Annotated in this window: 13 protein-coding genes; 6 read left to right on the plus strand and 7 right to left on the minus strand. The window is 55.7% G+C overall.

The window, feature by feature from the left end:
* The 3 genes from HIJ39_RS18370 to HIJ39_RS18380 all read left to right on the plus strand — a co-directional run.
* On the plus strand, positions 1-593 hold a 593-nt coding region (locus HIJ39_RS18370; protein ID WP_207711781.1), incomplete at its 5' end, for a hypothetical protein.
* Between the two features lie 130 nt (positions 594-723).
* The gene (locus HIJ39_RS18375; RefSeq protein WP_169102304.1) at positions 724-906 is read left to right on the plus strand and encodes a hypothetical protein; all 183 of its coding nucleotides are present in this window, start codon (positions 724-726) and stop codon (positions 904-906) included.
* 483 nt (positions 907-1,389) lie between these two features.
* Entirely contained in the window at positions 1,390-1,986 is a 597-nt protein-coding gene (locus HIJ39_RS18380) for a TetR/AcrR family transcriptional regulator (protein ID WP_169102306.1), read from the plus strand.
* A 220-nt stretch (positions 1,987-2,206) separates the two neighbouring features.
* Here the strand turns inward: HIJ39_RS18380 and HIJ39_RS18385 are convergent, their stop codons facing one another.
* The 4 genes from HIJ39_RS18385 to HIJ39_RS18400 form a co-directional block, all read right to left on the minus strand.
* Positions 2,207-2,536, minus strand: coding sequence for a hypothetical protein (locus HIJ39_RS18385; protein ID WP_169102309.1), 330 nt, complete (start codon positions 2,534-2,536; stop codon positions 2,207-2,209).
* Between the two features lie 464 nt (positions 2,537-3,000).
* Entirely contained in the window at positions 3,001-4,134 is a 1,134-nt protein-coding gene (locus HIJ39_RS18390) for a GntR family transcriptional regulator (protein WP_169102311.1), read from the minus strand.
* A gap of 56 nt (positions 4,135-4,190) precedes the next feature.
* Positions 4,191-5,792, minus strand: coding sequence for a xylulokinase (locus HIJ39_RS18395; RefSeq protein WP_169102313.1), 1,602 nt, complete (start codon positions 5,790-5,792; stop codon positions 4,191-4,193).
* An 8-nt stretch (positions 5,793-5,800) separates the two neighbouring features.
* Entirely contained in the window at positions 5,801-7,300 is a 1,500-nt protein-coding gene (locus tag HIJ39_RS18400) for a sugar porter family MFS transporter (RefSeq protein ID WP_338055241.1), read from the minus strand.
* Between the two features lie 272 nt (positions 7,301-7,572).
* Here HIJ39_RS18400 and HIJ39_RS18405 point away from each other — a divergent pair, with 272 nt between their 5' ends.
* The 3 genes from HIJ39_RS18405 (at position 7,573) to HIJ39_RS18415 (ending at position 10,459) form a co-directional block, all read left to right on the plus strand.
* On the plus strand, positions 7,573-8,277 hold the full coding sequence (locus tag HIJ39_RS18405) for an L-ribulose-5-phosphate 4-epimerase (RefSeq protein WP_169102317.1): 705 nt from the start codon (positions 7,573-7,575) through the stop codon (positions 8,275-8,277).
* 31 nt (positions 8,278-8,308) lie between these two features.
* Positions 8,309-9,733 (plus strand): L-arabinose isomerase, encoded by a 1,425-nt coding sequence (araA, locus tag HIJ39_RS18410; protein ID WP_169102319.1) that lies wholly within the window; start codon positions 8,309-8,311, stop codon positions 9,731-9,733.
* Between the two features lie 285 nt (positions 9,734-10,018).
* Positions 10,019-10,459: a tyrosine-type recombinase/integrase gene (locus HIJ39_RS18415; protein WP_169102321.1), complete on the plus strand. Its 441-nt coding sequence runs from the start codon at positions 10,019-10,021 to the stop codon at positions 10,457-10,459.
* Between the two features lie 360 nt (positions 10,460-10,819).
* Here the strand turns inward: HIJ39_RS18415 and HIJ39_RS24695 are convergent, their stop codons facing one another.
* The 3 genes from HIJ39_RS24695 to HIJ39_RS24700 form a co-directional block, all read right to left on the minus strand.
* Entirely contained in the window at positions 10,820-10,954 is a 135-nt protein-coding gene (locus HIJ39_RS24695) for a hypothetical protein (RefSeq protein WP_275107370.1), read from the minus strand.
* Positions 10,955-11,273: 319 nt separating this feature from the next.
* Positions 11,274-11,486, minus strand: coding sequence for a hypothetical protein (locus HIJ39_RS18420; RefSeq protein WP_169102323.1), 213 nt, complete (start codon positions 11,484-11,486; stop codon positions 11,274-11,276).
* A 703-nt stretch (positions 11,487-12,189) separates the two neighbouring features.
* Entirely contained in the window at positions 12,190-12,312 is a 123-nt protein-coding gene (locus tag HIJ39_RS24700; RefSeq protein WP_275107371.1) for a hypothetical protein, read from the minus strand.
* Positions 12,313-12,455 lie beyond the last annotated feature (143 nt).

Raw genomic sequence — 12,455 nt, forward strand, 5'->3', positions numbered from 1 at the left:
TTCGGAAATGTTTTCCAGACACCCGTAGTGTACCCACTACGGATCCGGGAGCCCGACTGGTGTCATCATTCTATCTACACAAACCCCTATCCTCTGCGCAAATCCAGTGGGTTCAATCGAAGATGGCATCGTTCGATCAAGAAGTGCAAAACGGCACTGTACCCGCCCCTGTTAGCAACGCAGCCATTCCATCGGGATTGTTGGCTACAATTCCGGGGTCAGCGCCAACTGGTATGGCAAGTCCGCTCAGCACGGGTGGGATGGCATACAGCTGGTACGTGAGCAATAACCCTTATTATCTATCGCTGTCACGATGGTACGGTACACTATATGTAATGAATCGCGGAGGAACAGCGCGTCTCCTCGATGCAGTGAATGCCATTTCGACGGGAATCTCGCTTGGTTCCGCCGTAGCAGAGTTCATTCCATTTGCCCAGGGCGTTGGCCTCGTGAGCGGCTTGATTGGCGCATTGGGGTCAACTGCGGCAGCCGTTGTAAATCAAGTGAACCAAAATGGCGGTAATTTTGGGGTCAACTTTCCAGCTGTAGGTGGCGCTATACCTGTCAATGTTAGCGCCAACGATCCGTACTAAGCCCAGGGTCGCTGACTAATGCACGAAGGCGACTTTCAGGACGAATAAAAGTAAGTAGTCCTTTCCGAGCGGTGGGGATGGGGAGTTTGTGGCCCATCCTCTCGCATTGGGAAAAATAGGAGGTCTGTCTATGTGGGAGACCATCTTAGGAGCCGTCGTATTCGGATTTCTGTGTATTCGATATCTGTTTTTTCACCGTCAGGCGCGTCGGCGAAATTGGTACATTATCGTGGGTATTGTAACGGGACTCGCGAGCATCGGATGGTTAATCCGCTTAGGACATCTGCTTGGGCTCTGGTCCTTTTACCTGTAATGGCTCACGATTGGTGTCTCACCTAACAACAAGGATGTGGGGAACCATGTCCTTGTATTGTTCGGCCAGACCCAAAGACCGTGAATTAATCGCCACGGGCCAATCGCCGGTTACACGTGCCGGCGATTGGCCCGTATGGTATAGTGACTTTGTAATACCAGCACCACTTATGCCCTCATTGCCTATAAAGGCATGAGACGCACGGACGAGTAAGCTCGACCGCGACATCTACTATCGGTTACGACTGATAGGCTTTCGACATCACCCCCCCAAAGTGCGATTGCCATCTGAAGTCCGAAATATGGCGGGTTCCTCCTTCCATCCTAGCCAGCCATTTACGAGGCCGACAGCCGCACCCCGTCCACGCTGTTGCACTCTCCTTGATGAGGAGATATAGTTAAGCGGAGACTTATCCTCATATTTAAAAGGAGAGCTCTCCGTTTGTCAAGTTAGGGACTGACATTGAGGAGGCGAACCCGCGATATGAACGAATCCTACCCGCGTTCCGAGCGTCGTGATGCGGCCGAAAATCGTCAGCGCATCCTGACCACGGCCCTTCAACTGTTTGAGCAACAGGGCGTCGACCATGTGAGCATGAACCAGATTGCCACGGCCGCGCGAATTGGTCCGGGAACGCTCTATCGCCGCTACCGAAACAAAAGCGAGTTGTGTTTGGACTTGATTAAAGACAGCCTTGTTTCGCTGTTCGACGACATCGACGCCTACTTGGCACAGCATCAGACAATGCCGCCGCGTGATCGTCTGAAAGAGGTGCTCCGGTTGTTTATTAGCTACCGTGAAAGAAAACTGCAGTTGCTAGCCGGGGTCGAGGAAGGCGCATCGGTAAATGGACCGCGGTCTACCATGCAGAGCCCGCTCTACGTCGAACTCCATGAAGTGATGGTCAATCTCTTCCGCGAAATGGGATTAACGGGCGAGACTGGTTCCAACGGTGTGTTCCGGGCTGACATGCTACTGACGGCCCTTAAGAATGATGCGTATGTATTCCAAAGAGACGTACGCGGATATTCGCCCGATGCCTTTTTGGAACAACTCCGTTTAACATTTTTTCCAGATTAAACTACGGCACCACCCGCATTAGCGTGGTGGTACCCGTCAGATCTCAGATTGGAACGCCGAGCTGCCGACACCTCCGGCTCCCAGCGCGCTGGACGGGACCGTCATAACCGGCAACAGTAGCTCACGGCCAACGCGCCCTACTTTTTCTCCTTATATAACCAATTTTTCACGGATACCGGGCGTCCATCGGAGCGGAGTGTGGCCCTCTGATCTGGCCGCCCTAACCGCCATGCTTAACCATAGTCTTACCGATCAGCTTTCCCAGGTCAAAGAGCTGACCTGTCGCGAGACTGGCACGAAGTCCCGTGTCTCCGCCTTTGATGTACACCCGATGGGTGTCCCATAACCCGCGGCAGATGGTTTCAGCCTGCGAGGTGGTGATGCTGACAGGCCCCGGTCCCAACAGTGGAGTGGATACCCCCGAACCGGCGTCGCCAGCACGAAAAGCTGCCGTTAGTTCTTGATAGTGGGCTATCATGGCCGTTTCGGACCACTGTGACCGAAACTCAATGGTCTTCGCCAATCCCGCGTTCCGTAGTCGAACCGCCATGCCCCATCCCGCCGCTCCATCCGCTCCTGCGCCTGGTTTCGGAGTTGGGGTACCCCGGGTCCTACGGTCGGGGGAGGCATACGTAGCACTCGACATCGGATGAATGGACCGAGCCAGACCGGAGCTTGTCGTCATACACTGCGACACGCCAAGATTCCAGCCTGCGTGTTAACCGTGGCGGATAAGCCGCACCAAAATGCGGCCGCCGCGGGGGGTTCGGGGCGTATCGGCCAGCGCGCACAGGACTTCTTCAAGACTGTCCGTCGCTAAGCGCATCTCCCCGAGCTGCTTGCGCAATTCGTGGGCGACGGCTGCTTGCCATTATCCCTGACGAACTCCGGTCTGTTCTGCAATGAGTGCCATGAGCAGGAGATGGGCACATTGCGCTACCAGCCTCTGCTCTGCCTCGGTGGGGCACAGGATGCGAATTGGCCATGGCCAGGCGGCGATAAAAAAGCCTGTGCCTATTCGGATTGCGAAGGCATTGATGCCTCGACCGCGCTTTGCATGTCGCTACCGCCCGGCATTGACTTAACCGATTCTCGGGCAATAAAGTCCGGCGTATAAATTTTGGAGGATACCGGCTGCCGATTGATCAGACGGATGATCATTTTCCCGGCATCGAGACCCATCTGTTCTTGGGGGTGGCGAATGGTTGTCAACGCCGGACTAATAAACGGGGAAAACAAATAATCGTCCACACCGATAATGGAGACGTCCTCTGGGACGCGTAGACCAATTTCCTTAATAAATTTTATGACCTGAATGGCCAGCTCATCGTTATAACAGACCACGGCGGTAGGAGCCAGGTCCGACCGGGTAAGACTGGCATACAACTTTTTAAACAAGTTGATCTTATTTTCTCCGGTTTGATAAAGCATAATTTCACTGAGGTTCGCGATCTCGGGATGCGCCTGATACGCTTTGATGAAGCCATTCATCCGACCCATGCCTTGCTTGTCGTCCACTTTAAAGATGCCGAGGATTTGCTGATGCCCGTGGGTAATGAGATAGTGTGTCGCCATTTCCCCCGTGTGAACGTCATCCATAATTAAATAGGGCGCGTCCAATCCCTCGTAGACCGCATTGATATAGAGCATGGGAATGCCCTGGGATCGGATGCTCTCGTAGATGGCGTAATTCTCGTTCGCCAGGGCACTTCGGGTGGGCTCAATAATAATTCCGGACAAGGGATTCGATAAGAGATTGGCTAAGCTTTTCCGCTCTTTGTCCGGATTATTCTGCGTGCTGGCGAGCAATACCGTGTATCCCAAGTTGGACACATAGTTGTCAATGCCAGCAATGATATTGGGAAAGATATAATCGGCAATATGCGTGGTAATCACGCCGATAGTCTTATTGTCACCGCTAGGGCGGGGCTGACTCTTCCAATCATTCACAAACATGCCCCGACCTTGGATGCGGTACACAAAATTTTCTCGTTCGAGCTCCCCGATGGCATGGCGAATCGTAAACCGACTCACATGATAGGTGGCCATGAGCTCGGACTCTGTGGGCAACTTATCATTCACTTTATAGACGTCGGCGAGAATTTTATCCGCAATATCTTGCTTCACCAATTCGTGTTTCTTTGGCATCTTCGGCCCCTTCACTACCCTGCTGGAATGAGGGCCGTGTACCGTCCACCGGGTCGTCAGAGGCATTGAATCGCCATGGACTCGATGGGAAGCCCTGCCCGATAGCGCTGCATAAACTCGGCATAGCCTGCGACCCCAGCCGGATCCGGGTTCAACGTGACGCTATCGGGATTCCGGAACACCTCGCGATCTAAAAAGTCGGCAAGGTCCTGCGTCGGCCGTTCTGCCTTAGCATACTCGGCCAGGAGAGCCATCCCCCACGCGCCACCTTCACCCGCGGTACTCGTCATCACCGTCACGGGCGTATTGAGCGCGTTGGCTAAGACCTGCTGCCCAATGCCTTGCGTTTTGAGCAACCCGCCTTGCGCCACAAAGACGTCGGCTTCAACCCGCTCCTCCGCTTTCAGAATATCCATTCCCATTTTAAGAGGGGCAAATGCCGCATACAAGTGCGTTTGAATAAAATTTGCGAGAGTAAACGGTCGATTCGGATCCCGGACGAAGAGCGGTCGCCCAGCGCTCATCTGCGTGATATTTTCTCCTGAGAGATAGCTATAGTTGACGAGGCCTCCGCCATCCCGGTCGGCGCGCGCGGTTGCCAAAAATAGTGTGTCATAGAGACGCCCGGTATCGAGGTGAACGCCCAGGCGTTCGGCAAACTCTTTAAATACACTAGCCCACGCATCAATATCGGATGAACAATTGTTACTATGCACCATCGCCACTGGAGCGCCGCTGGGGGTGGTGACGACATCAATGTCCCGATACACGTTATTCAGGGGCTGATCTAGGACAATCATTGAGAACGCTGACGTACCCACGGAGATATTACCGGTCCGCTGGCGAATACTGTTCGTACTGACCATTCCCGTACCGGCATCTCCTTCTGGTGGCGCCATGATGCTCCCCGCACGCAGGCGGCCGCTCGGGTCCAGCCGACGCACCCCGTCCTCCGTCACGGTGCCGGCGGGCTGGCCCGCGCGCAATACCGTCGGCAGGATGTCGCGAATGGACCACGGATACGGCTGCACGCTGTCGAGCGTATTGAACCGTTCTAAAAATGCGTCCACATAGGTACCCGTAGCCTCATCGATGGGAAACATCCCCGATGCATCTCCAATCCCAAGCACTTTCTGCCCCGAGAGTTGCCAGTGCACATACCCAGCCAACGTGGTAAGAAACCGAATGTGGGGAACATGGGACTCGCGGTTTAAGATCGCCTGGTACAGGTGCGCGATGCTCCACCGTTGAGGGATATTAAAGCGAAACAGATGCGTCAACGCCTCCGCCGCCGGCCCTGTCGTGTTATTCCGCCAGGTGCGAAACGGGGTCAATAGCTCGTCCTCTGCCGAAAACGCCAGATACCCGTGCATCATGGCACTCACGCCGACCGCGCTGATGTGCGTTAAGGGCAAGTGATACTTGCCCTGCACATCGGCGGCAATCTGCGCATAACTCCGTTGAATGCCATGCCATACCTCGTCCAAAGGATACGTCCATAGCCCATCCTCGTATCGATTCTCCCAGACATGACAGCCCGTGGCCACCGCATTAAAGTCCGCGGTGATTAAGACGGCCTTGATTCGCGTCGATCCCAACTCGATCCCCAGTGATACCTGCCCCGTACGGATCGCCTCGGATGTCTCTACTAAATTCATACGCTATCCTACCTCCCCACTTCGACGACGGGAACGGACTTTTTCCCGCTGATTTGCTCAATCTCCTCCAAGGTGTGGCCCCGCGTTTCCGGAACGAAGGCCCGGACAAAGAACACGCCGAGGAAGCAAATCACCCCAAAGATCGCAAAAACGGCTTCTTGCGACATCGAAGCCGTCATGATGGGGAAGAGCAGACCCACTAAAAACGATCCGATCCAGTTAAACGACGAGGCGAGGCCCGAGGCCCGCCCTCGAATCACAAGCGGGAAGATTTCGCCGACAATAACCCAGGTCAGTGGAGCCCATGTGAACGAATACAACGCCACATAGATACTCAGGAACACCACGATTAACATCGGATTCGCCTGGGGCACAAGGATTTTAAGGATCGCCGGGAGGATGAACGATAGCGCCATCACCGTGCCGCCGACGGTTAAGAGGCTCCGGCGATTGAACTTGTCGGCAATTAGCAAGAAGAACAGCGACCCCAGCACGAGAATGACTCCTTGAATCACGGGCCAGAGCAGGGCGGACGTCGCCGCATGCCCGGTTGCTTTGTTCACGATTAGCGGGATGTAATAGAAAATGGCATTGGCTCCCTGGAATTGCTGAAAAGCGGCAACGCCCACCCCCGCCACCACGAGATAGCGATATTTGCCGCCAAACATCCCGATTAACGACGTGTCCTGGTGGGCCTGTCGCTCTTGCTGAGCGGTGTCTTGGATTTGCGCAATTTCAGCCTCGATGGCTTCTGCGCTTGGCCGGATGTAACTCAACACGGTGCGGGCATCGGCCATGCGATCATTTTTCACTAAAAATCGCGGAGACTCCGGCAATCGCAACACCCCCGCAAACAGGACTAAGGCCGGTACGGCCGCCAGCCCCAACATGAAGCGCCATGCAAAGGCTTCCGGCAACCCTTTGAGCACAAAGTCCGCAATATAGGAAATCAACATGCCGGAGACGATCATCGTTTGATTAATCCCGGACAAGCGTCCGCGCAATCGAGCAGGGGCCATCTCAGACATGTACGCGGGGACCAAGGCGGAGGCCGCACCGACCGCCAGCCCCAAGAAAATCCGGACGCCGATCAGATAGCCCGCTCCATCATACGGAGCTAATGCGGACAACACTGACCCGACCACGAAAATGAGCGCTGCAATCAAGATGGATGTCCGCCGGCCGATCCGATCGGCGAGCTGCCCCGCTAAGGCACCCCCAAAGATGGCGCCAAACATGACGGCGGACGTAATCCATCCCAAGGTGGCTGCACTATGTTGCAGATGCCAATCGGTTTCAAGAAATGGCAGCGCTCCCGTCATGACCCCAATGTCATACCCAAACAGGATGCCGCCAAACGCGCCGAAAAAATAGATGAATCCGCTGGGTACGCGACGTTGTTCCTGCGTCATGCTCATTCCCTCCTGCGTGTTTCCTTGACTTGAGAGGTGGTTGCCATCGTCAATCACCTGCAGGCTAGCACTGTTGTCCGTATAAATCAATATCATATACACTAGTCCGGACAAAATGATTTACCAGAATTTTGTGTTCTCGCCGTACACGAAGGGCTCTTCATCATCCGGCGACGTGGCAGACCGCGCACCACGCACGAGTGGAACTCGCGTACATGGGAACGTGCAACGCATCGTTCTGTTCGTACGATGAGGCGGACCATGTTGAGCCTTGGTTGACTTGTCCGTATAAACGCTATAGCATGACGCTGTATTCGGGATTATCGCTGTCGCACCCATTGATGAGCGAGCAAAGGACTGAGCGGTCGATGTTAGAAGACCTGAAGCAAATGGTTTACGAAGCCAACATGCTGTTGCCCAAACATCAGCTTGTGACTTTCACCTGGGGCAATGTCAGCGGGATTGACCGGGAGCACAACTTAATGGTCATCAAGCCGAGTGGCGTCGAGTATGAGGATCTTACACCGGACAAAATGGTGGTCGTCGATCTGGCGGGTCATGTGGTGGAAGGTGACTGGAATCCATCGAGTGACACTCCGACGCATTGCGTGCTCTATCAGCACCTACCGACCGTAGGCGGAATTGTGCACACACACTCCCCGTGGGCGGTTGCATTTGCCCAAGCGGGTGTGGATATTCCAGTGGCCGGAACCACGCACGCCGACACGTTCTATGGCCCCATACCCGTGTCGCGGCCGATGACGGCCGATGAAGTAGCCACGGATTACGAACGGCAGACCGGAACCGTTATTATCGAAACGTTTCGGTCGCGCGATATTGACCCCGATCAGATACCGGGTGTCCTGGTAAATGACCATGGACCGTTCACTTGGGGGCAATCGGCCTTACAGGCCGTCCATCATGCCGCCATCTTGGAGGAAATCGCCAAAATGGCCTACCACACCTGGCAACTTAACCCGCAGGACATAGCGATTGCCCCGCATCTTCTCGATCGGCATTATTTGCGTAAACACGGACGCGACGCCTATTATGGCCAAACCCGCCACAGGTAGCGGGTTCACGTTTTATTAGGAGGGATGTCACATGTTAGCGCTCCGCCCCTACGAATTTTGGTTCGTGGTAGGGAGTCAGCATTTATACGGGGAGGATGTCCTGACCCAAGTAGCCAACGACGCCACGGCGATGATTGCCGAAATGAATGAACAGGGTCGACTTCCGTATCCCATAGTGTTTAGAACAGTGGTCACGACGGCCGACAGCATTACGCAAGTCGTGAAAGAGGCCAACTATCAGGACCATGTGGCCGGCCTCATCACCTGGATGCATACGTTTTCGCCAGCGAAAAATTGGATCCGCGGCACCACGCTCTTGCAAAAACCCTTACTCCATCTGGCGACACAGTTTCTGGATCATATCCCATGGGATACCATAGACATGGATTACATGAACCTACATCAAAGTGCCCACGGCGATCGGGAATATGGTTATATTAATGCCCGCCTCAAGAAAAATAACAAAATTGTCGTCGGACATTGGCGTAATCCGGAGGTTCAACATCAGATTGCTAAATGGATGGATGTTGCCGTCGCGTACAACGAAAGTTTTGGGATTAAAGTCGCCCGGTTTGGTGACAACATGCGGCACGTCGCGGTCACTGAAGGCGACAAGATCGAGGCCCAAATTCAATTCGGGTGGACGGTCGACTACTTCGGCGTCGGGGATTTGGTGGCTGAGATGCGCGAGGTGTCCCCTCAAGCGATTGAAGAGACGTTAACGGAATGCCGACAGACTTACGAGTTTGCCTATGGGGACACCGATCCGGCATTTTTTGACGCCCAAGTGCGCGAACAGATTCGCATGGAAATCGCCTTGCGCAACTTTCTCAAGCGGGGCGGCTACTCAGCATTCACGACCAACTTTGAAGATTTATGGGGGTTAAAGCAACTGCCGGGTATGGCCGTGCAGCGGCTCAACGTCGAGGGTTATGGCTTCGGCGCTGAAGGGGATTGGAAAACCGCAGCCCTCGATCGTCTACTCAAAATCCTCGGACATAATCAGAAAACGGGCTTTATGGAAGACTATACCTATCATTTGACGCCCGGCCGCGAAGAAATTTTAGGGGCTCACATGTTAGAGGTAGACCCGACGCTGGCGAGTACACCTATCCGTGTCGAAGTCCACCCCTTAGCCATTGGGGGCCGTGAAAATCCCGCGCGGTTAGTCTTCGATGGAGCGGACGGCGATGCCATCAACGTCACGGTGTCAGATTTCGGAGACCGCTTCAAAATCATTATGTATGAGGTGGTTGGAAAAAAGCCAGACGTGCCAGCACCCCGTCTCCCGGTTGCGCGTCAGGTGTGGACCCCGAAAGCCGGCCTCTATGAGGGTGTGCGCCAATGGATCCAAAATGGAGGCGGCCATCACACGGTCTTCTCAGCTTCGGTAACGGCGGGCCAGATGGAAGACCTCGCCAAAATGGTGGGGGTTCCGCTCATCAACATTCGCTGATCCGGCCAGCGAATGTTGCTCCCGGGTGAAGCCTGCGCTATGCAGGCTTCACGGCGTTCGTGAGCCCGGGGTTGCGGACATCGTTTCGGCGCTGTCATCGAGACTCGCCGCGCGATAGCCCGGGGCAGCGAAGCTCGCCTTTCTCAGGCCATACGCCCTTCGACGATCGGGTGACCACGTAGGCACCACGGGCGTGAAGGTAATGGACGCGGCTCCTCATTCCTGGGACCGCTGACGGCAATGTCATGGAAAATGTGGTAGGGAGTTACCTACATCACCGCGGGCATGCGACGCGGTCAACTGAACCTCGTCGGCAAAGGTGACAAACGCCGGCAAGTGGCGCTGCCGACGGCCACGCATGCGTCCTTGATGGCGTATCGCGCGGTTCGCCCTCCCACAGAGCTCACCACATTCTTTGTGACCCAGCGCCGCGTCCCCAAGGGCCAGACCTTTCCCATTAGACCGTTAGCACCCCGGGAAATTCAGCGCCGTATCCAGCAGTATGCGGCCCAAGCCGGGTTACCCGTTCAGCTCACGCCCCATAAGTTGCGCCATACCTTTGCGACGGCGTTATTGGAAGCCAGCATGGACATCCGCATCGTTCAGGAAGCGCTCGGGCACGCGCATTTGTCGACCACCGAAATTTATGCGCATGTCAATGTCGCCACCCAAAAGGAAGCGGTCAACCGTCTTCCGTACTTTACCGGCAATCGGCATGATCACTGATGGGGGACAATGCTTGGGCGAAACCCTATGGCACCCGTCAAGAGATGGGTCCAAACGATCCCGGCGCCTATCGGTCGTTTCGGGGTCCCCGTTGGTATGATCCACCGAAAGGCCCCGCGGACGATCAGACTCCGGAAGTGCCGAACGAGACGCAAACGCGAAAGGGGAGGGGAGGCGAGGTGACACGCCAATCCTCGGGATTTGGGAATAGCGTCGTGCCCCGCGAATGATCCCCCGTCGCCTAAGGAGCAGACAGGAGAACCATGGGCCGCTTTTTCTCGACGCTTTGGTCCGCATAGGGAAATGGTGTAAGGACAACGTCGCCAGCTCTATAGATCGTTGTAGACGTCGTCACGAGGATTATCCCATTCGGCTTGCAGGTGGCGGACCATGGTCCGATACCAACCCTTCCTCCAGCCGTTCCAAGAACGCGCGTTGATCAGAATCGGGCAATCGGTGGAACGCTTCTGACAGCCGCTCGACGGATTCGCTCATTACCAGAGCCCCCCAATCCGCAGATTAGTGATGGCCCCATTCTAGCATGGCCGATAAGATTATAACCGCTCGGAAGTTGCGCTCGGCGATGGTGCACGCTAGCGCAATAGACCTGTCCCCGCGAGATTAACCCATCGGCACCCTCGGACATCTTTTCACGTACGGGAACCATAGCCCTGGCCAGTCTGGTGACCCGAGCTAACGCGCCTGCGTTGCCACCACAGGGCAGGATCGTGCTCTCACTGCAGCCGCCGGGTTTTGCCCGTGGAACGACCGGCGCGCCTCGACGCAGGCCGCATTCCGACGATCAGACCGGCGACTATGGGTGACATACCTCACGCCGCCAGGCTTCGAATCGCCGGAGTACCCGGGCTTCTTCGGCCCCCCGAGGCCCACCCGTGCTCATAGCATCTCCCAACGAGCCGGCCAGCACCCGAACACGCCGGTCTGACAAGCCCTGCGCCCGCAAGGCCGTCAGCCAAGCATCCACGGCATGCCCCAGCGCCTCTTCATCAGCGTCTATGTCCTGCATAAGGCCTCCCTCGGTCCTATTTCCCGTTAGTGTAGCAGTCGGGGGATACAGGATTCCTATCCTACATTCGCCGGGAGTAATTCATAGGATACCGCTCATCGGTGCCGATTAGGGGTTGCCGACGGCCCTGGGTTCTGACTCGTACACAGCGCTTCCAGCAGGCCTGCAGAGCCCGAACGGGCACAGGTGATGGAGAATGCCGGACAAGCCCCCGTACGCGAATAATCGCATCGAGCACCTGCGAGACAGCGAGACATGCGGGATCGGTTAACGGCCGTCCCGCTTGGTAGAGGGCGTCTAACCGACGAAGTAGTGCCTCCCAGCAAGCCTCTGCGGCTTTGACCACACGACTTTCACGTCCCTCCGAACGCTCACGGCCCCTAGGATCGCCCTCTAGCCCGCAAAAAACTGCAAAGCCTGTCGAAGAAGGTCCCTTACCAAAGCCGCGCGGGAGGCTCCGCCGCGGTATGCGCTTAAAACTCTCTCGACGTAAAACGCCTGCGACTGGAGGCCGATCCAGGTGCTCGTATTGGCCGCGCGCCCAACCGCGGATGTAGGCCCACCAGTAAGCGGCGCCGGCTAAGAACACGACGTGGTGAGGAAAAGATCTCGAGATGGTCGTTTCGATTGTGGCGGATGGTCCGAGGAAATTTGGCGCGTTGTCTCGCGAAGGGGACTTCCTCGTACAAAAAGAATTAGCCTACTAGCCCAAGACCTTGGTCTCGGGGCTTGCCGCGTAGCGGCAGCGGCTGTCTGCATCTGGAAAGATCTGGCTTGACAGATCGGGTTTTGTCGACGGTGCGCGAAGCACATCGGGACGATTCAATGCTGTTGACCTCCTGCCTCTGAGACAGCTTTCTAAATCTGTGAGTCGGCGACTGTGTTTAGTCAACAGGAAATCCCCAATTTGGCCAAAAAAATTCCCCAGGGTGGTGGGGAATTTGTCCTTCCAGATTTGGAAGAGGGTGG

Source organism: Sulfobacillus harzensis, from assembly GCF_012933365.1.
GTDB lineage: Bacteria > Bacillota > Sulfobacillia > Sulfobacillales > Sulfobacillaceae > Sulfobacillus_B > Sulfobacillus_B harzensis.

Excerpts from the sequence above, each read along its gene's own strand:
- HIJ39_RS18385 (WP_169102309.1), bottom strand. The coding sequence starts at position 2,536 with ATGGCGGTTCGACTACGGAACGCGGGATTGGCGAAGACCATTGAGTTT.
- HIJ39_RS24695 (WP_275107370.1), bottom strand. The coding sequence starts at position 10,954 with ATGAGCGAATCCGTCGAGCGGCTGTCAGAAGCGTTCCACCGATTGCCC.
- HIJ39_RS18420 (WP_169102323.1), bottom strand. The coding sequence starts at position 11,486 with ATGCAGGACATAGACGCTGATGAAGAGGCGCTGGGGCATGCCGTGGAT.
- araA (WP_169102319.1), top strand. The coding sequence starts at position 8,309 with ATGTTAGCGCTCCGCCCCTACGAATTTTGGTTCGTGGTAGGGAGTCAG.
- HIJ39_RS18375 (WP_169102304.1), top strand. The coding sequence starts at position 724 with ATGTGGGAGACCATCTTAGGAGCCGTCGTATTCGGATTTCTGTGTATT.
- HIJ39_RS18405 (WP_169102317.1), top strand. The coding sequence starts at position 7,573 with ATGTTAGAAGACCTGAAGCAAATGGTTTACGAAGCCAACATGCTGTTG.
- HIJ39_RS18390 (WP_169102311.1), bottom strand. The coding sequence starts at position 4,134 with ATGCCAAAGAAACACGAATTGGTGAAGCAAGATATTGCGGATAAAATT.
- HIJ39_RS18380 (WP_169102306.1), top strand. The coding sequence starts at position 1,390 with ATGAACGAATCCTACCCGCGTTCCGAGCGTCGTGATGCGGCCGAAAAT.
- HIJ39_RS18415 (WP_169102321.1), top strand. The coding sequence starts at position 10,019 with ATGCGACGCGGTCAACTGAACCTCGTCGGCAAAGGTGACAAACGCCGG.
- HIJ39_RS18400 (WP_338055241.1), bottom strand. The coding sequence starts at position 7,300 with ATGATATTGATTTATACGGACAACAGTGCTAGCCTGCAGGTGATTGAC.
- HIJ39_RS18395 (WP_169102313.1), bottom strand. The coding sequence starts at position 5,792 with ATGAATTTAGTAGAGACATCCGAGGCGATCCGTACGGGGCAGGTATCA.